22 protein-coding genes are annotated in these 24,461 nt (G+C 64.0%); 9 read left to right on the top strand and 13 right to left on the bottom strand.

All coding sequences use genetic code 11. The features are described from left to right. Window positions 1–5: 5 nt before the first annotated feature. The 9 genes from VGI12_16085 (at window position 6) to VGI12_16045 (ending at window position 11,172) form a co-directional block, all read left to right on the top strand. Window positions 6–1,067, top strand: a complete 1,062-nt coding sequence (locus VGI12_16085) for a polysaccharide deacetylase family protein (GenBank protein HEY2434196.1) — start codon at window positions 6–8, stop codon at window positions 1,065–1,067. 12 nt (window positions 1,068–1,079) lie between these two features. Next, complete coding sequence (locus tag VGI12_16080) at window positions 1,080–2,219, top strand: acyltransferase (GenBank protein HEY2434195.1); 1,140 nt, start codon at window positions 1,080–1,082, stop codon at window positions 2,217–2,219. A gap of 91 nt (window positions 2,220–2,310) precedes the next feature. Beyond that, window positions 2,311–3,450 carry a GNAT family N-acetyltransferase gene (locus tag VGI12_16075; protein HEY2434194.1) on the top strand — a complete coding sequence of 380 codons (1,140 nt, stop codon included), beginning with the start codon at window positions 2,311–2,313 and terminating at the stop codon, window positions 3,448–3,450. Continuing rightward, window positions 3,434–4,243, top strand: coding sequence for a GNAT family N-acetyltransferase (locus VGI12_16070; GenBank protein HEY2434193.1), 810 nt, complete (start codon window positions 3,434–3,436; stop codon window positions 4,241–4,243). Before VGI12_16075 ends, VGI12_16070 begins: the two co-directional genes overlap by 17 nt. Window positions 4,244–4,246: 3 nt before the next feature. After that, the gene (locus tag VGI12_16065) at window positions 4,247–5,194 is read left to right on the top strand and encodes a glycosyltransferase (protein HEY2434192.1); all 948 of its coding nucleotides are present in this window, start codon (window positions 4,247–4,249) and stop codon (window positions 5,192–5,194) included. 23 nt (window positions 5,195–5,217) lie between these two features. Then, entirely contained in the window at window positions 5,218–6,945 is a 1,728-nt protein-coding gene (locus VGI12_16060; GenBank protein ID HEY2434191.1) for a phosphotransferase, read from the top strand. 276 nt (window positions 6,946–7,221) lie between these two features. Next, window positions 7,222–8,799: a hypothetical protein gene (locus VGI12_16055; GenBank protein ID HEY2434190.1), complete on the top strand. Its 1,578-nt coding sequence runs from the start codon at window positions 7,222–7,224 to the stop codon at window positions 8,797–8,799. A gap of 269 nt (window positions 8,800–9,068) precedes the next feature. Next, window positions 9,069–9,734, top strand: a complete 666-nt coding sequence (locus tag VGI12_16050) for a PEP-CTERM sorting domain-containing protein (protein ID HEY2434189.1) — start codon at window positions 9,069–9,071, stop codon at window positions 9,732–9,734. A gap of 67 nt (window positions 9,735–9,801) precedes the next feature. Then, entirely contained in the window at window positions 9,802–11,172 is a 1,371-nt protein-coding gene (locus tag VGI12_16045; protein HEY2434188.1) for a hypothetical protein, read from the top strand. Here VGI12_16045 and VGI12_16040 read toward each other — a convergent pair. From VGI12_16040 to VGI12_15980, 13 genes are all read right to left on the bottom strand, one after another. Further along, on the bottom strand, window positions 11,162–12,202 hold the full coding sequence (locus VGI12_16040; protein ID HEY2434187.1) for a glycosyltransferase family 4 protein: 1,041 nt from the start codon (window positions 12,200–12,202) through the stop codon (window positions 11,162–11,164). The two genes, VGI12_16045 and VGI12_16040, sit on opposite strands and share 11 nt — an antisense overlap. Window positions 12,203–12,255: 53 nt before the next feature. Then, the gene (locus tag VGI12_16035) at window positions 12,256–13,518 is read right to left on the bottom strand and encodes an O-antigen ligase family protein (protein ID HEY2434186.1); all 1,263 of its coding nucleotides are present in this window, start codon (window positions 13,516–13,518) and stop codon (window positions 12,256–12,258) included. 4 nt (window positions 13,519–13,522) lie between these two features. Further along, a complete protein-coding gene (locus tag VGI12_16030; GenBank protein HEY2434185.1) occupies window positions 13,523–14,737 on the bottom strand; it encodes a hypothetical protein in 1,215 nt (404 codons plus the stop codon). A gap of 10 nt (window positions 14,738–14,747) precedes the next feature. Continuing rightward, entirely contained in the window at window positions 14,748–15,656 is a 909-nt protein-coding gene (locus VGI12_16025) for an XrtA system polysaccharide deacetylase (protein ID HEY2434184.1), read from the bottom strand. A gap of 1 nt (window position 15,657) precedes the next feature. Further along, on the bottom strand, window positions 15,658–17,049 hold the full coding sequence (locus VGI12_16020; GenBank protein HEY2434183.1) for a TIGR03013 family XrtA/PEP-CTERM system glycosyltransferase: 1,392 nt from the start codon (window positions 17,047–17,049) through the stop codon (window positions 15,658–15,660). Beyond that, a complete protein-coding gene (locus VGI12_16015) occupies window positions 17,046–17,969 on the bottom strand; it encodes a CpsD/CapB family tyrosine-protein kinase (GenBank protein HEY2434182.1) in 924 nt (307 codons plus the stop codon). The genes VGI12_16020 and VGI12_16015 overlap by 4 nt, the downstream gene beginning before the upstream one ends. A gap of 22 nt (window positions 17,970–17,991) precedes the next feature. Further along, window positions 17,992–19,014: an AAA family ATPase gene (locus VGI12_16010; protein ID HEY2434181.1), complete on the bottom strand. Its 1,023-nt coding sequence runs from the start codon at window positions 19,012–19,014 to the stop codon at window positions 17,992–17,994. A gap of 8 nt (window positions 19,015–19,022) precedes the next feature. Continuing rightward, window positions 19,023–20,600, bottom strand: coding sequence for an XrtA system polysaccharide chain length determinant (locus VGI12_16005; GenBank protein HEY2434180.1), 1,578 nt, complete (start codon window positions 20,598–20,600; stop codon window positions 19,023–19,025). Between the two features lies 1 nt (window position 20,601). Beyond that, entirely contained in the window at window positions 20,602–21,924 is a 1,323-nt protein-coding gene (locus VGI12_16000; protein HEY2434179.1) for a hypothetical protein, read from the bottom strand. Between the two features lie 16 nt (window positions 21,925–21,940). Then, window positions 21,941–22,564: a polysaccharide biosynthesis/export family protein gene (locus VGI12_15995; protein ID HEY2434178.1), complete on the bottom strand. Its 624-nt coding sequence runs from the start codon at window positions 22,562–22,564 to the stop codon at window positions 21,941–21,943. A 74-nt stretch (window positions 22,565–22,638) separates the two neighbouring features. Further along, window positions 22,639–23,709, bottom strand: coding sequence for a sigma 54-interacting transcriptional regulator (locus tag VGI12_15990; GenBank protein HEY2434177.1), 1,071 nt, complete (start codon window positions 23,707–23,709; stop codon window positions 22,639–22,641). Window positions 23,710–23,750: 41 nt separating this feature from the next. Beyond that, window positions 23,751–24,086: a PilZ domain-containing protein gene (locus VGI12_15985; protein HEY2434176.1), complete on the bottom strand. Its 336-nt coding sequence runs from the start codon at window positions 24,084–24,086 to the stop codon at window positions 23,751–23,753. A gap of 4 nt (window positions 24,087–24,090) precedes the next feature. Further along, on the bottom strand, window positions 24,091–24,444 hold the full coding sequence (locus VGI12_15980; protein HEY2434175.1) for a hypothetical protein: 354 nt from the start codon (window positions 24,442–24,444) through the stop codon (window positions 24,091–24,093). Window positions 24,445–24,461: the final 17 nt, after the last annotated feature.

The raw sequence follows: 24,461 nt of genomic DNA, 5'->3' as shown, positions 1-24,461 counted from the left end.
GCGTGATGCCCACCTTCTCCCAGACGAGGTCGCCCGATGTGCCCTTGTCGTCCAAACGCGATCGCGCCGCACGGCTCGCCGAACGGCTGCTCCTGACCCGGCTCGCGGAGTCCTGCCCGACGCCCAGACGGCTGCTGGTCCTCAACTACCATCGCCTGGCGCAAAACGCCGCCGACGAATGCGAGCACGACGGCGACGTCGTCTCGGCCTTTGCCGACGATTTTTCCCGTCAGGTGCGGCATCTGAACAAACGCTTCGACGTCGTCACGCTCGACGAAGCGATCGCCATCGCCGAGGGAACGCTGTCGCACCGCGGCACGGCGGTGCTGCTGACGTTCGATGACGGTTATCGCGACTGCTACACCATCGCCTTCCCGATACTCCGCGCCGAAGGTGCGCCGGCGACCTTCTTTCTCGTCAGTTCCATGGTCGGCTCAACGCGGCTGCCCTGGTGGGATCAGATCGCGACGGCCATCAAACAATCGACCGCCGCCAACTTGACCCTTCGCTATCCGGTTGCCGTCGACTTCTCGCTGGCCGGCAATCGTCTCGCCGCCATCCGCTCGACGATCCGTCTCTATAAGTCGCCGCAGACGCAGGATTCTTCTCGATTCCTGCTGGAGTTGTTCGAACGCTGCAACGTGAGTCCCCCGAGCGAGTCGACCGATCGATTGTTCCTCGACTGGGACGAAGCGGCGGAAATGCTCGCCGGTGGCATGGACTTCGGTTCTCATACGCACTCCCATCCGCTGCTGTCGAAGCTGAGTTTTGCAGAGCAGGTTCGCGAACTGTCGCTGTCGCGGGCGTTGCTGTCGGATCACTTGAAGACGGCGATCGATGTCCTGGCATATCCGGTCGGCAGCGTGGACGCTTTCAACCGCGACACGCACCGCGCGCTCGCACAATCGGGGTATCGCGCCGCGTTTTCCTATTACGGCGGCCTCAACGTGCCTGGGCAATCGCCGCGCTACGATCTCAAGCGCGTTTCGGTCGACCTCGATTTGCACTGGCCGCGTTTCCGGCTTCAAACCGCGCTGGCGCCCTATCATCGGCGGCTGTGGTCCTAGACTGGAGAAGTCATGCCTGCTCCTGACACGCTCGGCTCGTCGGTTTCGGCGCAGCGCCCCTCACTGGCGAGTCGCCTGTCGCGATCCTCGATTCCGGGCCTCGATGCGGCGCGCGCCGTCGCGGTGTCCCTGGTCGTCCTTTACCACTTCGGGCTCGACGCCGTCCCTGGCGCGACGGGGGTCACCATCTTCTTCGTGCTCAGCGGCTTTTTGATTACGTGGCTGCTGCTCCGCGAGTACGAGGGCACCGGGACCATCTCGTTCAAGGATTTCTACCTGCGGCGCGGCCTTCGCATCTTTCCGGCCTTCTATTTCTACTGGGCGGTCGGCACGATCATTTACGTGGTTCGCGATCACCCGATGGACTGGGGCCTGACGTGGAGTTCGTTGGCCTACGTCACCAACTACTATCTGGCGCTGGTGCCGAACCACGGCGATCATTTCCTGGGTCACACGTGGTCGCTGGCGATCGAGGAGCAGTTCTACCTGCTGTGGCCCATCGGTCTCTGGATGTTCCGACGTGATCTACGGCGCATGACACAGGCGTTGATCGTCGCGATTGTCTGCATCTGGATCTACCGTGCCGGGCTGTGCCTGGCGGGTGTCTCCGACAGCTACCTCTATCACGCCTTCGATACCCGCGCCGATCAGTTGCTGATTGGCTGTTTGACCGCGGTGTGCGCCAAGCGAGGCCTGCTCGAGGGATTCGCGATGCGCCTGGCACGGCGGCCAATCTACCTCGTCGCGACGGCCGTGCTTCTCTACATCAGTGTCGCAATGCCGGTGCCACAATTGATGTACCGCTATACCGTCGGCTACCCGATCCAGGAGTGCTTCATCGTGGTGCTTCTGCTGCAATTGATCATGCTCAGCGGCGCCGGCATCTGGTCATGGACGGAATGGTCGCCCGTCCGATATCTGGGCCGCATCTCCTATTCTGTCTATCTCTGGCAGCAGCTGACGCTGTTCACGTCGGCACGCGTCACGTCCCAGTTTCCACTGGTGGTGCAACTCGCCTTCGCCCTGGTGGTCACTGTGGCCTTTGCCGCGATATCGTTTCATTTCATTGAACGCCCTTTCCTTCGGCTGAAGGACCGCCTGCGCCACACCACGCCTGTCGTGAAATCGCCGGCCGTGGCGATCGCCGGGTGAGCGCGTTCTCGTGGTGGCGACCGTTACCTCGGCGTCGGACGCCGAGCAGTACGCCCGGTGATGTCGAGTGTCTAAAGCTATGGACCCGCGAATGGTATCGACGCAGAGTACGGCCTGGACGAAGTGGGAAGACGTGCGGGAATCGTGGCGCGCGCTCTTCCTCGCCTCGCCTTATCGATCGTTCTTCACGAGCGTCGAGTGGATCGACACGTGGTTGGCGGTTTTCGGCGAGCAATTGAACCCTGAGATCGTCACGATCAGCGACGGGGAACGCGTGATCGGAGCATGTCTCCTGGTCTATCGGGACGAAAAGGTCGCCTTCGTGCCCGTGCGCCGGGTGTATCTCAACACGTCCGGCGAAGACGAACGGGACGAGACCTACATCGAGTTCAACGATCTTCTCTGCCTGGACGCCTGTGAACAGGTCGTCGCGCAGGCGCTTGGGCGTCATCTCCAGAGCGCCGGCTGGGACGAACTGATCCTCAACGGATGCAATCGCAGCGGGTCGATCGACGCCCTTCTCGACGTTTTTCAGGATCTCTCCAGAACCGGTCGTATCGATCGCAGCTTTTACGTCAGCCTCGATCCCATTCGCGATGCCGGCCGCTCGGTCGAGGCGGTGCTGTCGCGCAACAGCCGTCGCAACGTCAAGCGGACGACCACCGCGTACCAGCAGCTCGGCGCCTTGACTTTCGAGGTGGCCGAACAGGCGGACACGGCGCTCCGGATGCTCGATCAGCTGGCGGCCCTTCACCAGTCGCGCTGGGTGGCGAAGGGAGAGGCCGGCGTTTTCAGCTCGGCGCGATTCGTCCAGTTCAACCGGACGCTCGTCGAGCGGCACCTGCGCGACGGCAGGGTTCAGATGATGCGGTTGTCCGTCGGCGATCGCGTCATCGGCGTCATCTGTAATCTCGTACTCGATCGCAAGGTCTACTTCTATTTGTGCGGTTTCGAATTGGGTACCGACAACAATCTTCGCCCGGGGCTGATTACGGTGCACCGGGCGATCCAGTACTGCCTCGAGCACGGGTTTGGCGAGTTCGACCTGATGGCTGGCGACGTGCAGTACAAGCGGACGTTCTCAGAGGTCAGCCGGGAACTGCACTGGATCACGCTGCGGCGCCCCTCCGCAAAACTGCGGATGCTGGAGACGCTGAGAACCGTCCGCGCGTCGTGGACCAGGGGTGAATCCCGGACACCGAGTGAGCGTGACGATGAAAACGCCGTCTGAGTCGGCGGTGGCACAGGTCGCGACCGGTTCCGAAGACCCTGCTATCGAACAGGAATTCGGAGTCCTCATCCGCCGGCTCGAACTGGGCGCCGCGGTGCGCAAGTTTCTGCGAGTCGTGGGCCAGCCCCCCTTCTATATCGCCCAGCGCTGCGTGTCCGCCTTGACGCGCGACCGGCTGCGCCTCGGCCGGCACTACTTCATGGCACTCGGTCGGCCCCCTTCCGGCGACGCCGCCCGACCTGGGTTGGAGATTCGATTGGCCACGGAAGACGATTTCGCCTCCGCAGGATCGTCATCGACGCCCCTCACGCGCGGCCGCTGGCAGGCGCGGCTGGCCGCCGGAGACGAGTGCCTGATCGCCGCAGACCACGGCGAGATCGTCGGTTACAACTGGTTTGCTACTCGGCCGCTATTCGAGATGGACGAGTGCCGTTTCGTGGTCGGCATCCCGGACTCGGGCGCATACAGCTACGACGTCTACGTGCGCGAGTCGCATCGTCGGCTGGGCGTGTGGCGCCTGTTGCAGGTCCATTTGCTGGAGGCCATACTCAGGCCTCGCGGCCGTACTATTCTTCTCAGCGCGATCGAGTACGGAAACGACCGTTCGGTGGCGGCGCATCTCAGAGTTGGCTACGTGCACTTCATGACGCTGCGGACCGTCTTCTTTCGAGGCCGGGCCTTCAATCGGCTCCGCCCCATGGACCTGCGGCGCGATTCGGAATCGCTACGCGTATTCGCCGATGACTGCCGGACGCACTGTCAGACGCATTCGGAAGCGGAGGCGGTCAAGTAGCGCATGGCCAGAGTCGACATCCTCACGCCGTTCCACAATACGCCGATCGAGTGGGTCAGGCAGGCGATCGAAAGCGTGCAGGCGCAGACCTTCGGTGATTGGAAACTGATCCTGGTCGACGATGGTTCGAGCGCCGAAGCCGCCGCCGCTCTCAACGATCTGGTTCGGACGGTTGCTGACGGCCGCGTAATCAGCTTGCGCATCCCGAACGGCGGTCCGGCGGCAGCCCGCAACGCCGCGATTCGGGCGTCGGATTCCGACTACCTGGCGATTCTTGACTCGGACGACATGTGGTACGCCCGGAAGCTCGAGCTCCAGGTGCCGTACCTCGACCATCATCGCGATGTGGCACTGGTGCATGCCAATCATGACGTTCTCAATCCCGACGGGAGCCGACGCCCGGGCCGACGAACGCTGCCGAACTTCAACCAGCTGACGCAGGACGAGATCATTGCCCGGACGATCGTCAACAATATCGTCGGCCACGGCGAGTCGCTCTTTCGACGATCGGCGGCGGAATCCGTTGGGCTGTACGATGAGCGCCTGCGCACCGTTGAAGACAAGGACCTCCTGGTGCGCATGCTGATTGCGGGGCACAAATACGTCCACCTCGATGAGACGGTCTATCTCTACCGCTTACATCTATCGAACTCGACCAAGAATGTCGTCGGCCAGCTCGAGGGCCGGCTGCAGTTGGTCGAGAAGATGGACCGCCAGCTCGGTGACACGGAGGCCGGGGCGAGACTCGCCTGGCCAACGCTGAAGCGGCACGTCACTCAACTCGCGTGGCGGCAAGCCGTGGAGGGGTATCTCGATCGTCGCGATTACCGGGAGGCCTTTCGCTACGCGCTTCCCGCCTACTGTGGCTGGTCGGGCTACACCGGCAAACTTGTCCTGCGCTGTGCGTATGGCGTGCTCGTGCGCGGCAGCGCGCGACGCCAATCGGCCTGACGCCGGGCTCGAAGCTCAACTCGTTGCCTAGCGATCTGCAGAAGGACCACCAACCCACCGCGGCCGGACTCGCCGGCGCCGTGCGCGCGCTGGGTTGGGTGGAAGGGCTCGAGCAGTACTTGCGCCCGTTTGATGAGGCTGCGACCTACTGGATTCGGTGGAGCCTGAGTTCGCGTCACGTTTCGTGGAAAGGCCTGCTGCCGGCCGGCAGCGGTGGCTCAATCGTTCTTGTCGATCGCGGGTGGGGAACGTCGGTCGTGACCCTGGCCCGCCAGTACGCGCGCGTTCACGCCATCTTCACCGATCAGGATCTGGCCGACATCGTTCGCGCACGCGCCGAGTGGCTCGGACTGACGAACATCACGTCTTACACGACGGACGGCTTGCATGCGGCTCCGCTCCCACCGGCCTCATGCGACGCGGCGGCCCTGTGCCAGGTCTCCTGCGACGACATCACACCGGATCTCGCGCGTGCCTTGAGTGAGTGGCTGAGGCCTGACGCGCTGCTGTTCGCGTCGCTGCTGCGGCCGCGATTGACCCTCGGCGGCATCCTCGCGCTGGTGCGGTCTCACCGCGCTCTGCGTTCCGTGTCCAATAGCCGAACCTACTTCCGGTATCTTGGCGCCCCTGTCAGCGCCGCTGAAATCGTGCCGCTTCGAATACGGACGGCTCGGCCGCGACAGATCGCCGCCAGCCTTGCCGCGCCGCTGCTCTCGCCCGCGCTGGCCATCGTCGGTCGCACCGGAATCCCTGGCGCGTCGCAGTTCGAGCAGGTGCTGGCCGATCTTGCAGCCCGCCGTGGTGTGCCCCGCACGATGCTCCAGGTTGAGCGCTATGTCTTTTCGAACCCGGGTGGCCTCACGCTGCAGGTGCGCGATCGTACGCGGTCGGTCAGCTCGTTCGTGAAAATGCCATTCCACCCTCTTGCCACCGAGAGAATGCTGGTGAATCACCGGATGCTTCGGCTTCTCAACGAGCGACAACTCGTGAGCCCGACGGCCATTCCGCAAGCCGAAGAGGCCGGACGTGCCGGTGAGTGCCCTTACTTCGTGGAGGGGGCGGTCCACGGGCGTGCGGTATCCAGGCGCGAGCTGCGGGAGGAGCGGACGGGTGCGTCGCTGCAGACGCAGGCGTTCGAGTGGATCACCGCGTTGCACACGAAGACCGCCGTCGCCGCGCCAATGGACGCACCGAGGATGGAAAGGCTGGTCATCGCGCCTCTCGAGTCGGCACTTCGGTTTCTGCAGACCGCCGATAACGCGAGCACGTTGCGGCAACTTCGCGACTTTTTGATACGGTTCTTCGATGGGCGAACGCTCCCGCTGGTCTTGTCGCACGGAGACTTCACGCTCGACAACATGTTCTTCGATGCATCGCCTCACCCGCGCATCTGCGCCGTGTTCGACTGGGACCTGGGGGATATCGCGGGTCTACCCTGTCTCGATCTGCTCTACAACATTCTGACTATCGAAAGGACTCGCAGCGGCTCGTCAACCGTCGCCTCATCCGCCTCGATATTCCGTCGCACGCTGTTGCAGGGCGCGTATCGGCCGTTGGAGCGTCAGGCTATTGAACGCTATCGCGCATCGCTGGGAATCGACGCGGAGGCAATCGCACCGCTGACGTTGATGATGTGGGTGCACCATCTGGCGATTCGCATGCGAACGCCCGAGCCGGCCGGTTTTTCCGCGCGTGATTGGGATGAGGTGCTGGCAGCGCTGCCGCAGCTGACGGCGTCACGCGTCGTCTGAGAGCACCGTGTAAAAAGTCGGCGAATTCGGCTGTCGGCCCGGCTCGACGCATTGGTCGAGCCGCTACGGGCAGGCGCGGGAAGCATCGGATGGATCGGGTAGGGCTCGGCAAAAAACTGTTTTTTGGCTTACAATTTCGTAGCGACGCTTGCCGTGCTTCGTCCCGTCCGCATTGATAGATCGCGCCGCCGGTGTCGTCAGTTTCGGCGGCATGGGTCTTGCTGACTCGAAATCGAGGTTGAATTGATGTCGAGATTCGTGTGGGGATGCCTTCGCGTGGCGCTTGTGACGGCCAGTCTCGTCGCGACCGGTGCTCCTGCCTTTGCCACGACCTACTATCTGTCCCCGAGTGGGAACAATTCAGCCTCGGGTTTGACGGAGGCTGCACCCTGGAAGACCTTTGCGAAGGCGTTCGGCGCCATGAAAGCTAGCGACGAACTAGTACTTCTAGACGGCACCTACTCAGTTGCGGCGGGCACCGGCGGATACAACTACGACACGTCTAACTATCCAAATTCCGGCCAGGCGCCGAGCGGCGCATCGAAGACCGCGATGACGGTCGTTCGAGCCAAGAACGAGGGGAACGTTCTCATCACGGTGCCCCTCTACATCGGTCGAAGCAGCGGCCGCCAGCAGTTCATCAAACTCCAAGGCATTTCCTGGCGCAGCGGCGACCTGACCGGCTTGGTGAGGAACGCCAGCTACATTTACATCAAGAACAGCGGATTCTACACGACTGCCAATGCCGATGCGTTGGGTCTGGGGCTGGGCATCAGTGATGACAGCTGGCCCTCCACGGACCACCTGCTGGTGGAAGACACCTGGATTGCTGGACAGTCCCGCGGGATCGCGGTGAACTTCGGCGGACGCTACAACGTATGGCGCCGAGTCATCGTGCGGGGCGATGGTTGCAATTCCTCTGGCTGCACGGGCAGCGGCAATCCGAACATCGGCATTACCGTCTACGCCAGCGCCAACACCAGTATGCAGAATGTCATGGTCGTCGATCGCGTCCTGGGCGGCGGCACGTCGTACGCGGACTTCGCGCAGGCGCAGCATGGCAATTTCGCCGGCGGCCTTCACGGGCAGAACGAGTGGCTGGGCGTCATGTCCTTGCACTCCGAGGATGCCGGATTCACGATGGATCCGGATACAACGGAACTGACGCCTGGTTCGACTTTCCGCAACGTCGTCGCCTGGGACGTCGGCGGCTGGTGCATGGCGCTCTACAAATCCGGACAAGTCGACCTCCAGCACGTGACGTGTGGCGTGCGGAGCAATCCGACTGCCGGTCTCTATCTCGCCTCGGGCCTTGCCAGCGGTGGCGTGCTCGCCAACGCACTCGTTCAGCACTCGAGTGGATCTGGCGGTATCGGAGTGACGTCGAGCGTCTACACTCCCTCCTATGTAGATTTGGCTGGCACCTGGTCTCCGTCCTACTCGGACAAGTCCTGCAGTTCGGGATGCAAGACTTCCACGCCGACGTCGGATGGCGCGACAGCCTCGCAAAAGTACATCACCCGGATTGAATCCGGTTCTGCGTTGTCCGGCACGGGACTCAACGGCGAGGATTATGGCGCCAACATCGTCACGCGCTACGGCAACGACGGCGCGTTTTACGGCGATGCTGGGTACAATTCGCTGACCTCCACGGCGTTGTGGCCTTGGCCGAACGACGCGCGCATCAAGAAAGAGCTCTGCAGCGACGTGAGCATTACGAGAGGCTTCTGCGCGAACAGCAGCTTCACCAACTACGTGTGGTCATATCTGGGCAACCCGACACCGACACAGTTCGGTGGCGGCCCAGGATCGACCGCGCCGGCTGCGCCCAGCAACATCCGCATCATCCGATAGCCGTAACTCGCCTGTCGACGCAGCACCACGGAACGCGAGCCTGAGGCGCGTGCCAGGGCGAATGCCGTCCATGTACGACATTCGCCCCAGGCTTCCACGCCTAGAGTCCCCACTTAGAGGCCGGACGAAGAGGTCACCGGAGGGCTCCAAAATGGTGTCCAATACGGCGACTTTTCTCTCCGAAACACACGCTCGAATCGCGTGTCGATGCTACCCGTTTTCCAAATTACTCAAGGATTTAGCGGGTCTGCCTCGGTCTGCATTCTGCAGTGTGCTACATCGAGCACGCAACGCAGACAGAGAGGTTGTTCAGCATGCGCACGGGCCCATGGCGGATTGGCGTCTTCAGCGCGGTTCTCTCTCTTTGGATGACGGGTTCGGCAGCGGCGGGACCCATCGTCGCCGTCACCACGAGCGGAACGGCAGGAGACTGGACTCTGGACTTCTTGCTGACCAACGACGTCGGCGGCGGCATGCGGCTGAATTTCTTTGGCTTGGTACTCCCTTCGTCAGAGACGGTGGTGGGGACGCCGAATCCGTGGTTCAACGATCCGGGGATGCTGTGCCACGGTCCAGGGTGCACGTCACCGGAGTTGGACTATTTCAATTTCGCAGACCTGGGCGGCTCCTCCCTTCAATACAATGTCGCATGGCGTGCGGAGAGCTATCCGCCTGGCGCCACGGCGCTCCCCGACCAACAGTTGCTCGACGGGTTTCGCGTCCATCTCACCTCGATGCAGCTGCCGGAGCAGGTCAGTTGGGCCGTCGTCGCTGGCTACTACGGAGATCCTGTCGGGGGTCAGCCTTACACGGGTTCACCACTCTTCGAGGAGTCGGTGAGTTTGCCAACGGTACCAGAGCCTTCAACTCTTCTGCTGATGGCGACTGGCGCGAGTTTCCTCGTGCGCGGCTATCGTCGCCGCTCCAGGGCCTGAGCTCCGGTCCGCATTCGAGAGCATCGGCCGGACGCTCCCAGCGCCGTTGGCTCGAGCACCGAACCCGATGATTTCTCGCGCTGCTGTATTTGAGCATCTCGTCTACCCTCTCGTCGACCGCATTCAGGGCCGCGACACCTTCGCCGCCCTCGAGCAAGTCCGTGCCTTGGAACAGCTGTCTGCGCAGGGCTTGGCGCAATTTCAGACAGAGAAACTGAACGCCCTCCTAAGCTACTGCGCCGACAACGTTCCGTACTATCAGCGGCTCTTCGTCGACACGGGTTACGACCGGGCCACCCGATTGACGACGCCGGATTTGAGCCAACTGCCACCGCTCACCAAGGATCAGGTGCGCAGCCACCGTACCGATCTGATTTCGCGCGAGTTCACCGGCCGCCTGAAACAGTTTCCTACCAGCGGGTCAACGGGCACGCCGCTCATCGTCTATGAAGAGCAGTCGGAGAATGGCTGGCGTCGCGCGGTCAAATGGCGCTACATGGAGTGGTGGGGAATTTCCCCTGGAAGTCGCGGCGCGGTGGTTTGGCTTGCGCCACTGGCGAGTCGCCGCGGAGTGGCGACCAAGCGCCTCGGCTTCGCGCTGAACAACTGCAACACGTTCCTGAACGTGGCGGATCTGTCGCCGGCGGCCATGCGGCGGTTCTGGCAACAGTTGGTGACGCGACGGATTGAGTATCTCTATGGCTATACCTCGGCTCTGGTCACCTTCGCTCGCTTTGCGCTTCAGGAACGCCTGCCGGTGGCCGACCTGAACCTCAAAGTGGTCGTCTGCACCACCGAGATGCTGTTCCCATCCCAGCGGCAAACGCTGGCGGAAGGCCTTGGTGCGCCAGTCGCCGACGAGTACGGCTGCGCCGAGCTCGGCGATCTCGCCTTCGAGTGTCGCGAGCAGAAGCTGCACATTGGCGCTCATACGTACCTGGTCGAAGTGGGGCCGCCCTTCCACAGTGTCGATCGAGGGCGCTGCGGACAGGCGTACGTCACTCACCTCCATCGACGTTCGATGCCGTTCCTGCGCTACGCCCTCGGGGACGTCATTCACGTCACCGACGAGCCTTGCGCCTGCGGGCGGCCATTGCCAGTCATTCTGTCCGTGAAAGGCCGGGTTTCGGACATCATCACCACGCCCTCCGGCAGGGTGCTGCATTCGGAAGTTTTCGACTACATCATGCGCGACTTCGCGACCATCACCAGGCCAGCGGTCACGAAGTTCAGGGCGATTCAGCAGACCGCCAATGCTTTCGATCTGCTGATCGTCCCTGGCAGTGCGTTCGAGCCCGACGTCGCCCCCAAGATCCGGGGCGTGTTTCAGCAGGCGTTTGGCGACGAATGCAGCGTCGACGTCAAGGTCGTCGACGACATCCCTCCGGACCCAAGCGGAAAGTTTCGCTTCTTCGTATCGAACGTCGTCAACCGTTGAGCGGGCGCGCGAGCGCTGACGCGTAGCTGGGCAGGTCCATCAGCTGGCGGTAAACGGACGGCCACTCATGGGCCGCTGCCGCCTGTCGCGCCATGGCACGGACGCCACGCGCAAGGCCTGCGTCTTCGAGCAACTGGCATGTGCGGTCGGCCATCGTGCGATGGTCGTCCGGCGACATCAGAAACCCGGTGACCCCATCGACCACCATGTGCGGAATTCCTCCCACATTCGAGCTGACGACCGGATTCCCGGCCGCAAACGCCTCCAGAATGGCGACGGGGGCGTTGTCAACGCGGGAGGCGTTGAGGAACACACCGCATTCGCCGTAGAGTGCAGGCATGCGCTCGTTGGGGATATAGCCGTAGAAACGCACCGCGGCGTCGAGACCAAGTGCTACGGCCAGCTCGCGTAGCCGTTGTTCTTCCGAGCCGCCGCCGGCGATCGCCAGCATCGCGTCAGGGTGTTTGACCTTGATGAGCGCGAACGCGCGAATCACGGTCTCGACGTTGTATATCGGTTCGAGGTGGCGCGCGACGATGCAGGTGCGCGAGAGAGGGCGATCCACATCGTAGGCAAAGCGGCTGGTCGCACAGATGTTGGGAATGGCGATCGCCCCTGCTCCAGCCGCCGCGAACGCCGGCTGAAGATGCCCCGAAGGAATCACGACATCGTCGCAGCGACGCAGCGCGTAGCGCACGACGTTTGGCCAGGCCTCGAAGAACCTCTCCGCATCGCCACCGTGGTAGTGCAGCACCACTTTCCGCCGCGCGGCGCGACCCAGGCAGATTGCCGGCAGCGCAAAGAGGAAAAACGACAGCCACGACCCCGTCAAGATGTGCACGATGCGGACCCGAAGCATGTTCGCAGTGAGCCGCCACACGAACACCGGGGCCCGCACGATCGTGCGAATACCCCGTATGCCGTCAAGCCATTGGGCAGCGCGATTCTCGCCGAGGTTGGTGCGGATGCGAACGACGCGCCATCCCTCCGACGCAAGGCCCTCGCAAAGAGCAACGGCTTGGGCGGGCATGCCACCTGGCGGCGGCGGAAAATGGCAGACCACGGCGACGGAGCGCGAGGGTATCATCCGCCGAAGTGGAGCGCCGTGTACACGTACATGGTGACGATAAAGGTGACGCAGATCGCGGCGATTCGCACCGCGTCTCTCTTCGTCAACTTCGGACTGCAGCCGGCCGATTGACAGAAGGCCGCCACCACCCCCAACTGAACGTAAAACAGGTCGAAGTCGGTGCTGACGAACATCGACGCGGCGACATAGCCGTAAATGCTGACGAGCATCGCTCTCGCCATCGACGCCTGGCGCGGGGAGGCCGCCTTTCTCAAGACCTCGTGGGCTCCCTTGGCTACGAGATACACCAGTCCCACATAGACCCACAGACCAACTAACCCCGTTTCAGCTGCATTTTCGATAAAAGTGTTGTGGGCCATCAAATGAAGGCCTGCGATCTCCCCGGCATAGTGGGAAAACTGCGATTTTCCCACGCCGAAGACGGGATTCTCCTTCACCATCGTCAGCCCCGCGCTCCAAAGCTCGATGCGGTGTGACGCAGACTTACTCCCATTTGAATCGTCGAGTTCTCCCGCTCGCGCCGGAGCAAAGGTCATCAGGCACACGACCGCCATCGCCAGGGGTATCACGGCCTTCTTCGCGCGAAAGCGAAACATGATGCTGAGGATGACGACGATAACCAGCGCGATGTAGCCTCCGCGCGACTGCGTCAGCGCGATTCCCTCGAACAGGATCCCCATCAGGACGAGCGAGATGGCCTTGTACCCGATGCCCCAAGCGCCCAGAAAAAACTGAATCAGGAAAGGGAATGCCACGACAAAGAGAAGCGACAACACGCCCATGCCGTCCCAGAGGCCGACCCATTTTGCGCGGCCACCGAAACCGTCATCCCATCCGAGCGGCTGTCCCGCCCAACCGATGCCGGTGCGGACCTGGTCCATGCATTGGATCGCCAGAATGGCCGACAAGAGGATCTGCAGCCAGACGACGCCGCGAACGTCGAAATCGGTCTCCAGGTAGAGCAGGAGACTGAAGAAGACGACGACCAGCTTCGCGTAGTAGACAAACCGATCGCTCGCCGTCGCGGTGTCAAAGTGGACGAGATTCGACAGTGCCACCACCGCCAGCCAAAGCACCAGCATCCACAGCAGGTGCGACTTGAGCACGGTCGGCAGTCGACTGACCTTGAGTGGGACGAAGAACAGCAGGATCGAGAAGACGATCCAGTCCATCGGCCAGTTGAGGGTCAGCGAGACCCAATCCTGCGGCCTTATGTATAGATCGACGAAATAGATAAGTATTAGCGCGATACCCACGACGTCATCCCACGAGCACCGGTGTTACGGACGCGATCGAGGCGGCACTGCTGATGTCGTTCCGAAAACGGCCGGCATTGCCGGTGCAACCCGCCTCGGCCGCCTTGGCGATCAGGTACATCTCGCGCGCCGTCACATAGTGCAGGCGGTAGCGGACACCGTCATTGTAGCGGCGCTCCAGATGCGACAGGGTGCGGTCGAACTCGGCTCCGAACATTACGCCCGCATTGGACTCCTGCGCGCCGTGGGTGTGAAGCTTCACGAACACCCAGTTCGGCTGGTTGGCGACGTGAATCCCCTGGCGAATCCACAGGTCGGCCCGCTCCGGTGTCGGCGGATTGTCTCCGGTGAGCTCCCCGTTTTCGATCCGCGGCGCGATGCCTTTCACCCGCGAACGCCAGTTGAGCGTCAGCGGTCCCTGGATCAGCATGAGATCGCCGACCGGCGCGGCGCCGGCGCGGACCGGCACTCCGACGGCGTGTGAGTTCGGCCGCCGCGGATCATCGGTGGCGTAGTAGATACTGTTGATCGTCGGCGGTTGATTCGGACTCGGGGCCGACGGGAAGGTCATGTCGAGATAGCAACCGGTGTCGCGAAGCACGGTGATCTCGTCGTTCACGCCGCAGCCCGACCCGTCGGGCATCGAGTTGTCGAGCGCCCAGTTGCCGTGGATGAACGCGTACTCGATCTGTCCGGTCTCGTCGCTTTTTCGAAGCAGCCCGTGACGTTCGTGCAACGTCGACGTGAACTGGAGCAGCGAGCGACGAAGGTTCTCCGCAGTGTCCCGATCGTGATGGAGATGAACCTCGACGTCGCCGAAGCCCTGCCGGCAGAGGTGCGCCAGCTTGTCGAGATGGTCGGGCTGGTACTCCTCCGCCGGAAAGAAGAAGCTGTGGCGATAGCCGCAACCGTCCGAGTCGCGGTGGCGGTCGCAGAGCGCCGGCAGCTTCTCGACCCACTCGTCGACCCGGCGCCGCTGCACGTCCAGCGAGGCGCCGAGCCACGCCGGTTCGTAGTGATCCGCCACGCAGACCAGGATGTCGATCGTGCCGCTCGGCGCGGCAGCGGGCCACGCCACTTGCCGCAGGTATGCGAACAGCCACCTGTCGATGTGCTTGCGGCGGACCACGATCCACGCGCCGGCCGCCCCGACGGAGAGCGCCGCGGCCAAGGCGACCAGCGCCGTCACGAATGCGTTCATGCCCCCTGGAATCGCCACGCCCGTGCCTTCACCACACGTACGGGAGTGCCGCCGCGAGCGGCAGCTGATCGCCGAGACTCGATGTCTCGTTCAAGACCGTCGCCAGCGGCGCAAACCGGAACTCGGCGAGCAGGCGGCGAAGCCGCGATGCCGTCTGGTCGAGGTTTCGGTAGTGGCGGAAGGATCCGAGCAATCCGGCGTGAAGGCGGGGCTGCTCCGGATCGATCTCCCAGGGATGCAGGTAGAAAATGGCAGCGCGCTGCTCCACCGCGTTCACGCGGTCGATGCCCCAGCGTGTCCATGCATACGGCAGGATGCGGAAGTACCCTCCCCCGCCGATCGGCAGGTTGAGCGGTCCCATCTGCGTCGTCGAACCCGGCGCTTCGATCAGTGCGCCGCCCGGCCGCCTGATCACATATGGGTGCCGAGCCGATGGCGGGATGCCGTACCGATCGTGCCTGATCGGAAAGATGCTGGAGTCGTAGCTGTAGCCTTCCTCGATGAGGATGTCCAGCGCCCACAACGATCGAGGCGTGATCGAGTAGCTCGGGGCGCGGTATCCTGCGACCACCCGGCCTGTGGCGTCCTCCAGCAGCGCCTTGGAGCGCCGCACGTCGTCACGGAACGCGACCGGCGTCTGGTCATAGACGAGTCGATGCGCGTAGCCGTGCGAGGCAATCTCGTGCCCGAGCGAGGCAATCCTCCGGACCAGAGAACGATGGCGCTCCGCCACCCATCCCAGCACGAAAAAGGTCGCGCGGAGATCGTGCTCCTCGAACAGATCGAGCATGCGCTCGGTATTGTCGACGACGCGGCTCTCCATCGTGTCCCACGCCTGTCGAGGCACGAGCCCGTCGAACACGCTGACGTGGAAGTAATCCTCCACGTCGATGGTCATCGCGTTCAACACGCGCCTGCCGGAGGCCGAATCCGACACGTCAGGCGCCCCGCCGCAGGATGACCGTCTTGATCGTCGAAAAGATGATGAACAGGTCGAGCGCAATCGACAGGTGCTTGATGTAGAAGAGATCGTACTGGAGCTTCTCGAGCGCGTCCTCGACGCTGGCGCCGTAGGAGTAGCGCACCTGTGCCCAGCCGGTCAGGCCTGGCCTGACGACGTGGCGCTGGACGTAGAAGGGGATCTGCTGCCGCAGCTGCTCGACGAACTCCGGTCGCTCCGGGCGCGGACCGACGAAGCTCATGTCACCGCGCAGCACGTTCCAGATCTGCGGGATCTCGTCGATGCGCGTGCGGCGCATGAAACGGCCAATCGGCGTGACGCGGTCGTCGTTCTGCCGCGCCCAGACTGCGCCAGTGCCGGCCTCGGCGTCCTGTCGCATCGAGCGGAACTTGACCACGGTGAAGACCCGGCCGTGCCGCCCGACGCGTTCCTGCCGGTAGAGGACGGGACCTGGCGACGACAGACGAACCGCCAGCGCCGCGAGCGCGAGCAATGGAGCGGCCAGCAGCAGCCCGGTCAGTGACACCGCGATGTCGAGAAAACGCTTGGCGCTCTCCAGCAGACGGCTCTTGCGGAACCCCGACGAGAAAATCAGCCAGCTCGGTCGAAGATTCTCGACCGCGATCTTGCCGGTCAGTTCCTCGTACACCGACGCCAGGTGATCGAAGGTCACGCCATCGAGCTTCATCTCGAGGAGCTTGTCCATCGGCAGCTTGCCGCGGGCATCGGCCAGGTTCACCACGACCCGGTCCACTTGCCTGGCCCGTACGATCGACGGGATGTCTTCGATCGTCCCGATGACGCCGGGGTTGATCAGCGGCTGGCCCAGGCGGGCCGGATCGGGATCGACGAACCCGACGATCTCCACCCCGAGTTCCTGGCGCCGGGCGAAGAGCTCGCGGGCCAGGTTGACGGCCGCGGTTCCGGTGCCGACCACCAGGAGCCGCTCGCGCGGCGCCACCTGACGCGTGAGCCACTCGAAGGCGAACCGCCAGCCCGAGACGGTCAGGAGCACCAGCGCCGACGAGACGGCGAACACGCCCCGGCCGATCACCAGCCGCGGCCACCAGAAGTAAATCGCGGCCAGCACGAACGAGGTCGCGCTCAGCGCCTGCACGATACCGATGAAGAGCTCGCGGCGATCCTTGCCCGCCCTCAGCTCGTAGAGGTCCGCGTAATACAGGCACACCTGACAGACGAACGCGATCAACAAGGCCTTGCCGATGCCACCCTGTTGAAAGAGCAGATCCCACGCGTCGGACTGGATGCGAATCGCCGCGCCCAGCGACACCGCCAGCACGATGAGGAGCGTCTCGCACATGACGAGAGCGATCGCTCGACGGCTGATGCTGGCGGACAGCGCTTTCATCGGACGTCTCCGCCCGCCTGCCGCCGCCCGTAGTGCTGCGCGTAGGACTTGTCGTGAATCGTCTGGGCCGACACCCGGTTCAGCACCACGCCGACGATCCGATCCTTGCCGAACTCCGTGACGGCACGTTTGACCGCCTCGTAGGGCGTCGCACCGGCGCCAATGACCAGCAGGACGCCGTCGAGCTGACTCGCCAGAATGCTCGCGTCGGAGATGATGCCGACCGGAGGCGTGTCGACGATGACCCAGTCAAACCGGGTCTTGACGTTCTTCAAGAGCGCCTGCAGACGCGCCGACGCGAGGCCGGCCATCGGCGTCTCGTCGGTCGGGCCGGACGGCAGGATCGTCAGGTACGGTGAGACCTGAATGAAGGGAACCGAGATCGCGCCGTCGCCGCGGAGGCAGTCGGCCAGCCCCGACGCGTTGGGAACGCGGAACACTTCGTGGACCGACGGGCGCCGCAAGTCGGCGTCGATGAGCAGCACGTGGCGCTTGTAGGACTCGCTCAGCGTCAAGGCCAGATTCGCGGCGGTCAAGGTCTTGCCGTCGCGCGGCAGCGCGCTGGAAATCATCAGCGTCCGCAGCCCGGTGTGCGTCTGAATCAGATGCAACGAGGTGGCGAGCCGGTTGTACTGCTCGATCGACGTCTCCGCGACCTCGCCGTCGATGACGATCTTGCCCTCGACGTCCTGGGAGATCCCGCCAAACGCCTCCGGCGCCAGCGAACGCGGCGACAGAATCGTCGCGGGTGGCGTGTTCCTGGCCACGGCGACCGCGGGCTCGTGGCGGGGTGCCCGCGGACCGTCCGCTCTCTCGTGCGGAAACTGCTCGAATCCGCGTACGTCCGCCGACAGATCCGCTTGACGCTCCGGCGCGCTGGCCGTTCCGGCCCGACGCAATGCTTCTTCTACGCGACTCATGCAACCCTCATGTGCCTAGTGCTCACCGAATGCCGAATATCGAGAACGAGCGCCGGCGACCGGGCTCGTCAGGTGGTGTCCGCGACTGCTCCGCTTCCTTCTTACGCGCCGCGACCGAGGAAATCAGACTGGTTGGCGTACTGGACTCAATCGTCACGTTCGGAAGTTCGGTCCCGGCCGGGCGTTCGGCCGGCCGCGCCTGGGGCACGGGCTCCTCGATCGGCTCACGCGCCACCTTGAGATCGAAGTCCCTCGCCACTTCCTTGATGAGGTCGGTGCCGACCGGATGCCGTCCCGCCGCGAAGCCGCCCAGCAGGGCGTTGTCGCACACGACGCTGATGGTGCGCGGGATACCGCCGGAGATCTCGTGGATCAGCACGACGGCTTCCCTGGTAAAGAGCCGGGAGGCCTCGCCTCCGGCCCGCCGAATCCTGGTCGCGATGTAGGCCGCCGTGTCCGCGAGCTCGAGGGGCCGGAGCTCGCAGCGCAACGCGACGCGCTGCTTCAGCTGCCGGAGCCGCGTCGAGTTGAGCCGCTCCGCGAGTTCCGGCTGGCCCGAGAGCACCAGCGGCAGGAGCTTCTCGGTAGCCGTCTCGATATTCGCGAGCAACCGGACTTCCTCGAGCAGCTCTTCACTCAGGCGCTGCGCCTCGTCGACGACCAGCGCCGCAATCTCGCCGCGGCCGCGCCGTTCGAGCAGCTGGGTCTCCAGCTCGGCCAGCAGGGTCGCCTTGGACGAGCGAGCCTCGTCGCTCAACTGGAAGGCGCGCGCGAGCGTCTCGACGAACTCCTCGCGCGACAGGCCGGGATTCGTCAGGTGGACGGCGCGGACGCCCGCGCACAATTCCGATCCGAGCGCCGCCTTCAACAGCGTCGTCTTGCCCATGCCGGCCTCGCCGACCAGCAACGTCACCGCTTTCGCCTTCGACAGGCCGTATTGCAGGTTGGCGAGCGCCTCACGGTGCTGCGCCGTCATGAAGAGGAACTGCGGGTTCGGCGTCAGCTCGAAGGGCAGCTCGGTCAGGCCGTAATGTTCAAGGTACATGCGCGCCCTCAACCGACCTGGAGCTTCCAGAAGACAACGGCCAGCGCCGATCCCACCACGATCAGCCCCGAAATGACGCCAATCGAGATGCGGCGCCGCCTGACGGCCCGACGCTCGCGCGCCGACGTCATGACGGGAATGAGCGCCAGCACCGGCAGATCGATCAACTGCCGGATCTCCTCGACCGATTTGAACGTCGTATCGCGATACTCGAGGAATGCCGCGCAGCCTACTCCCAGCACGAGTCCGAATGCCGATCCCGCCGCGCTGATCAGCAACACGTTCGGGCTATACGCCCGCTCCGGTGCGCGCGCCGGATCCAGTACCTTGAACTGCTCGCCGATCTGGTTCTTCTCGAGATTCGCGGCAAGCTTGGAGTCCTCGCGCTTCGCCAGCAGGGTGGTGTAGGTGTTCTGCAGCGTCGCGTAGTCGCGCGTCAGCTCGGTCAGCTGCGATTCCCGGGTCGGCACCGCGTCCACTTTCGCCTGGTAGCCCGCGATGACCGCCTCGACCTGCTTCGCGTCGGCCTGCTTGCGGTCGACCTGGCCGTCCAGATTCCTCATCTCCGATGTCAGGTCCCGCACGCGGTTCTGACGCAGCGTCTCCGCCGCGGTGGCCGGTCTCACCGGAGCCGGTTGGCCGGCCGGTGACGGCGACGGAGCCGGCGACTCGGCGCGAAGCTTGGCCTCGAGATCGGCGACGACCACCTTCATCGCCTTCACGTCCGGATGTTCGGCGGTGTAGTGCAGCTCGAGCGCCTGCAACCGCGCCTGCGCCGCATCCAACTGTTGCGCCGTGCTCGGCGCGACCGCCGCCGGGGCGGCACCGATCGCGACCAGCGGCATCGGATCCTGGGCGACCTGCAGGTCGGCAACCTGGCGTTCGAGCACGAGCCGGCGATCGCGGTCGCGGTTGATCGACTCGGTGAGCGCCTGCAGCTGCAGCTGGGCACTCTGGATGGCTTGCATGTTCGACTGGACCTGCGTCGGCAGTTCACCGGCATGCTGGCGCTTGTAGTCTTCGAGTTTGTGCTCGTGGTCGATCAACTGCCGCCGCGCCTCCTCGAGCGCAGAATCGAGGAACTGACTCGTGCCTTCGGCCTGCACTTCGCGGTCGCGCAGGTTTTCCTCGATGAACAGCGACGCCAGCCGCTCGGTGACCTTCTGGGCGGTGCGCGGATCGTCGCTGATGTAGCTCACCCGGAAGGCGTCGCTGCGCTCGACCTTCACGTCGATGTCGCCCCGCATCCCCTCGATGACGTCTTCCATCGTCGAGCGGCGGCGCTTCTCGGGATAGAGGTTGAAGTCCTGGACGACGTGTTCCAGGCGGGTGCGGCTCAGAATCTGCTCGCGGAGCGACGACAGCCGATCCTCGATCCGCGCCGTCACAGTCGACCGCACGTAGCTCTCTGGAACGCGCTGCGGAATGACGAGAATCAAGGTCTGAGACTGGTATTTCTTGGGGATCTTGCGCGCGACCGCGAAGGTCGCGATCGCACACACGACCAGGGGCAGCGCGATCAGCCACAGTCGCTGACGGAGCAGTCCGAGGATGTCTTCCGGCTTGTACTGTTTTCCAGGTAGCATCTTATTTTCTTACCAGCGGCGCCCACACGGTCAGGCCGACGCGGACATTGTTGCGATCGAGTGCCTGGGGAATGCCTCCCGTGCCAATGACGGCGGCCCCCAGGGTGTAGCTGTAGTAGGTGTATTCGCTGAAGAGCGCCCAAGTCCGGTCGAGCGCGAACTGCAGCCGCGCCGAGCCGCTGTAGCTCCTGACCGAGGAACGCGGCTGGTGCGCATTGCCGACGTTGCCGTCCTGAAACCCCGCGGTGACGTGCATATCCATGCGCCGGCTGAGAAACCCATCGACAGAAGTCTTGACGGCGTCGGACACGACGGGGCCGGCAAGCCCCTGAACGAATCCGATCCCCCGGTCGTACACCAGACGGGCGCGCCACGTGCGGGCGATGTCATGCGTCAGACTCGCGTTCCCGAGAACGACGTATTGAAAACCATGCGTCTGCACGAGGTCGAAGCTCGGCGTATTGAGCAGCGATGACCCTACGCTGAAGTCGAAATGCGTCCGGCGCGAGAACGACAACGGCTTGTGATAGTCGACGCCGATGTCGATGTCGTGTGAGACAGCCGGCTGCGAGCCGGCGGCGTAGTAGTACTGTCCCTCTCGATAGACGTAACCGAAGTGGACGTTTGCGTAGCGGCTCAGCCCGTACGCATATCGCCCGCCGGCGCTGTAGGACGACAGATTCCGGCTGTTGGGCACCCGCGACAGATCCGAGTAGAGGAAGGTGCCGACGGCGGTGACGGTCGAGCGGGCGCTCAAGCGCTGGCTGAAGTTGGCGGACGTGTCGTAAGCGAGTATCGGCTTCGCGCCAACCGCGTAGTCGCTGTCTGCCCCCACGACGTAGCCGACGTCCGAGGCGGTCGTCAGTGTCGGAAACAAGCCGTAGTAGTAGGCCGGCGAATAGCTGAAGCTCTGGTTGAACGAGAAACGCGTCGCCTGTGACCCCGCGGACAGGCCGACCGCCCCGAAATGCGACGTGCCGATGAACTGGTGTTCCGGCTGGAAGTACTTGAAGCTGGAACTCGCGGTCGCGCTGATCTGCACCGCGTGCCCGACCCAGTCATAGTTCATCGCCGGCACGAGAGCGGTGTAAACGCCGCTGAAGGCCGGCCCGGCGGCGCTGCTGGCGCCGAGGTCCGCCAGCACGTTGTCGTCGTAGCCCTCCGAGACGGAGGCGGTCACGTCGAGGCTCTGCTGGACGGTGGGATCGTTGGTCGCTCCCCCGAACAGCGCCTTGTACGGGCGTCCCGACTGGCTTTGCGCATCCGCGACAGCCGCGCCGCACACCAGCAGCAGCACAACAGTCGGAGCGAGGCTATGATTCACGATCAACCTATGGCGGCTATGGGACGATGACGGTGTCGCCCGGCTTCAACGAGATGTTCTGTTCGACGTGCTTCTGTTTGATAACGTCCTTGTAGTTGAATTTGAACGACTGCTGACGGCCGCCCTCGTTCCGCATGATGACGATGTTCTTCGAGTCCCCGTACTCCTGAAGGCCGCCCGCCAGGGCGATCAACTGGAGCACGTTCATCTCGCCAGTCAACGGGAAGGTGCCTGGCTTCGTCACATTGCCGGTGATGAACACCTTGCGGCTGTGAATCTCCTTGACGACGACCGTCGCATTGGGATCCGCGATGAATTTGGCCGCCGCCTTCACCAGCTCGGATCGCAGCTGATCGGGCGTCAGGCCAACCGCCTGCACGTCGTTCAGCAGGGGCAGCGAAATCTTGCCGTCGGGGCGGACGATGACGTCCGCCGACATGCTCTTCTCCTGCCAGAACACAATCGAGAGCACATCCTCCGCGCCGATCAGGTAGCCCTCGGGCAGCGGCGCGGACGCTGCCGCGGAGGCCGCCGTTTCGGATGTCGACGAGGGTTTCGAGGCGGCCTGTTGCGCGCCTGCCGGTAAACCCATCAACGCCGTGAGGCCGACGACGGCGGCGGTTGTTCGATGGAATTGCATGGTGTTGCCTGGTATCCCTTCTGTGCCCGGATCGGGGACGCGCGCCTATCGCTGTCCCCGGACGGCCGTCATGGCTATTGCCGGTACTCCTTGAACGGCAGCTGACAGTCGTGCTTGCGGAGAAAATTCAGGAACCGCTTGTAGTCGCGCGGCTCCATGTTGAACAGCTTGGCGACGATCTTGTAGTTGCCGCGCGCGTCCTCCAGCCCCTTGCGCACCAGATCGCGGACGTTGCCGCGCGTGATCTCGCGCTGCATGTAGAGCGGGTAGACGGCGGTCCAGAACGATTCGCGCTCCTCGACCAGCTTCTTGTAGAGATCGTCGGCGACGGTGCGGCGGCGCTCGCGCTTTGGACGCAGCCCGATGGCATGCTGGCTGCGGATCTCCATCGGCAGATCGTCTTCACGCGCGGTTTCCGTCCGCCCCGTCACCACCAGCCGCTCGATCACGTTCTCGAGCTCGCGCACGTTGCCGGGCCACGAATAGTCGCACAGCAGCTTGTTGGCCTCCGGCGAGATCGCCCGCACGGTGTGCCCCTGCCCGCGCGTGAAGCGGCCCATGAAGTAGTCGATGAGCGCCGGGATGTCTTCGCGGCGCTCGCGCAGCGCCGGCACGGTCAGGTGAATGACGTTGAGGCGATAGAACAGATCCTCCCGGAACGTGCCCTCGGTGATCATGTCGCGCAGGTTGCGGTTGGTCGCTGCGATGACCCGGACGTTGACGCGCCCCTGCACGCGATCGGCGCCGACCTTCTGCAGCTCGCCGGTCTCCATGAATCGGAGCAGCAGTCCTTGCATGCGCAGGGTCATCTCGCCGATTTCGTCGAGGAAGATCGTCCCGCCGTCGGCGATTTCGAGCTTGCCCTGTTTGTCGCGGTAGGCGCCGGTGAAGCTGCCCTTGACGTGACCGAAAAGCTCCGACTCGAGGAGCGTCTCCGGCAGCCCGGCGCAGTTGACCGCCACCATCGCACGGTTGGCGCGCGGACTGCGCTCGTGGATGGCGTTGGCGACGAGCTCCTTGCCAACGCCGCTCTCGCCCGTGACGAGGACCTTGGCGTTGGAGCGGGCGATGCGCGAGATCTCCTGCGACAGTTCGGCAATGATGGCGCTGCTGCCGATCAACTGCTCGGTTCCGTCGCGTCTCATGCTGGCCCCTCTACCCGGTTCCGCGGCGACTGCTGTGGTGCTCATGTGTTGGCTTTCTTCAGGAATTCCTCGAGACTCCGACGACTCCGCTCGTCCATGTTCGTGAAAATGGTGCCCATGGCCAGCGCCGGCCGCTGCGCGGTCGCCGCCAGCCGTTTCACCTCGACCGCCGGCGTGAACGCCGGCCCGATCGCGGCGCGCAAATGCCCCGACGCGCCCACCGGAAGCGTCACGTCGGCGGACAACAGGGCGCCCGTCGCGCTGATGTCGACGAGCCGCACGCGGGTGCGAATCTCGAGACGACAGCCGATCTGCTCGTTCAAGTCCCAGCGCGGCTGTCGCCGCCGCTCGATATCCTGCTGCTGATCGCCGCTCATCGCGTCACGCCTCCATCGCCTGGCCGTCGGCGGAGCCCGCCAGTTGGGCGAGCTGCGCCGCGAGGACCGGGTGCATCGTCACGAACTCGACACCGATGAGAAACCCCCGCTCACCGTCGGCCCCGGTGATTCCGCTCACGTGCCGCACCTTGGCGTCGGCGGTGAAATCACGCCCGTCGAAACTGAGCGTCAGCCGGTGTACGGAGTCAGGCGGCAGCGAGGCATGCGAGTGCAGTAGCGCGCCGCCGGGACCGACGTTCCTCAGCGGCAGGCGCAGAAACACCTCGAGGTTGCCCCATAGATCGCCGACGATGTCGAATCGCGGTCGTCCCCGCCGGTCGCCAAGTCTGCGTCTCACACCCATCTCCTGCATCA

The organism is Vicinamibacterales bacterium, from assembly GCA_036496585.1.
Taxonomy (GTDB): Bacteria; Acidobacteriota; Vicinamibacteria; order Vicinamibacterales; family 2-12-FULL-66-21; genus JAICSD01.
This window is presented reverse-complemented; position numbering and strand designations above follow the sequence as displayed.

What these genes read in the sequence shown, in the direction of transcription:
- VGI12_16085 (HEY2434196.1), top strand. Translation starts at nt 6, where the DNA reads ATGCCCACCTTCTCCCAGACGAGGTCGCCCGATGTGCCCTTGTCGTCC.
- VGI12_16040 (HEY2434187.1), bottom strand. Translation starts at nt 12,202, where the DNA reads ATGCCCGCCCAAGCCGTTGCTCTTTGCGAGGGCCTTGCGTCGGAGGGA.
- VGI12_15995 (HEY2434178.1), bottom strand. Translation starts at nt 22,564, where the DNA reads ATGCAATTCCATCGAACAACCGCCGCCGTCGTCGGCCTCACGGCGTTG.
- VGI12_15990 (HEY2434177.1), bottom strand. Translation starts at nt 23,709, where the DNA reads ATGAGACGCGACGGAACCGAGCAGTTGATCGGCAGCAGCGCCATCATT.
- VGI12_16075 (HEY2434194.1), top strand. Translation starts at nt 2,311, where the DNA reads ATGGTATCGACGCAGAGTACGGCCTGGACGAAGTGGGAAGACGTGCGG.
- VGI12_16065 (HEY2434192.1), top strand. Translation starts at nt 4,247, where the DNA reads ATGGCCAGAGTCGACATCCTCACGCCGTTCCACAATACGCCGATCGAG.
- VGI12_15985 (HEY2434176.1), bottom strand. Translation starts at nt 24,086, where the DNA reads ATGAGCGGCGATCAGCAGCAGGATATCGAGCGGCGGCGACAGCCGCGC.
- VGI12_16080 (HEY2434195.1), top strand. Translation starts at nt 1,080, where the DNA reads ATGCCTGCTCCTGACACGCTCGGCTCGTCGGTTTCGGCGCAGCGCCCC.
- VGI12_16070 (HEY2434193.1), top strand. Translation starts at nt 3,434, where the DNA reads ATGAAAACGCCGTCTGAGTCGGCGGTGGCACAGGTCGCGACCGGTTCC.
- VGI12_16015 (HEY2434182.1), bottom strand. Translation starts at nt 17,969, where the DNA reads ATGAGTCGCGTAGAAGAAGCATTGCGTCGGGCCGGAACGGCCAGCGCG.
- VGI12_16005 (HEY2434180.1), bottom strand. Translation starts at nt 20,600, where the DNA reads ATGCTACCTGGAAAACAGTACAAGCCGGAAGACATCCTCGGACTGCTC.
- VGI12_16010 (HEY2434181.1), bottom strand. Translation starts at nt 19,014, where the DNA reads ATGTACCTTGAACATTACGGCCTGACCGAGCTGCCCTTCGAGCTGACG.
- VGI12_16045 (HEY2434188.1), top strand. Translation starts at nt 9,802, where the DNA reads ATGATTTCTCGCGCTGCTGTATTTGAGCATCTCGTCTACCCTCTCGTC.
- VGI12_16020 (HEY2434183.1), bottom strand. Translation starts at nt 17,049, where the DNA reads ATGAAAGCGCTGTCCGCCAGCATCAGCCGTCGAGCGATCGCTCTCGTC.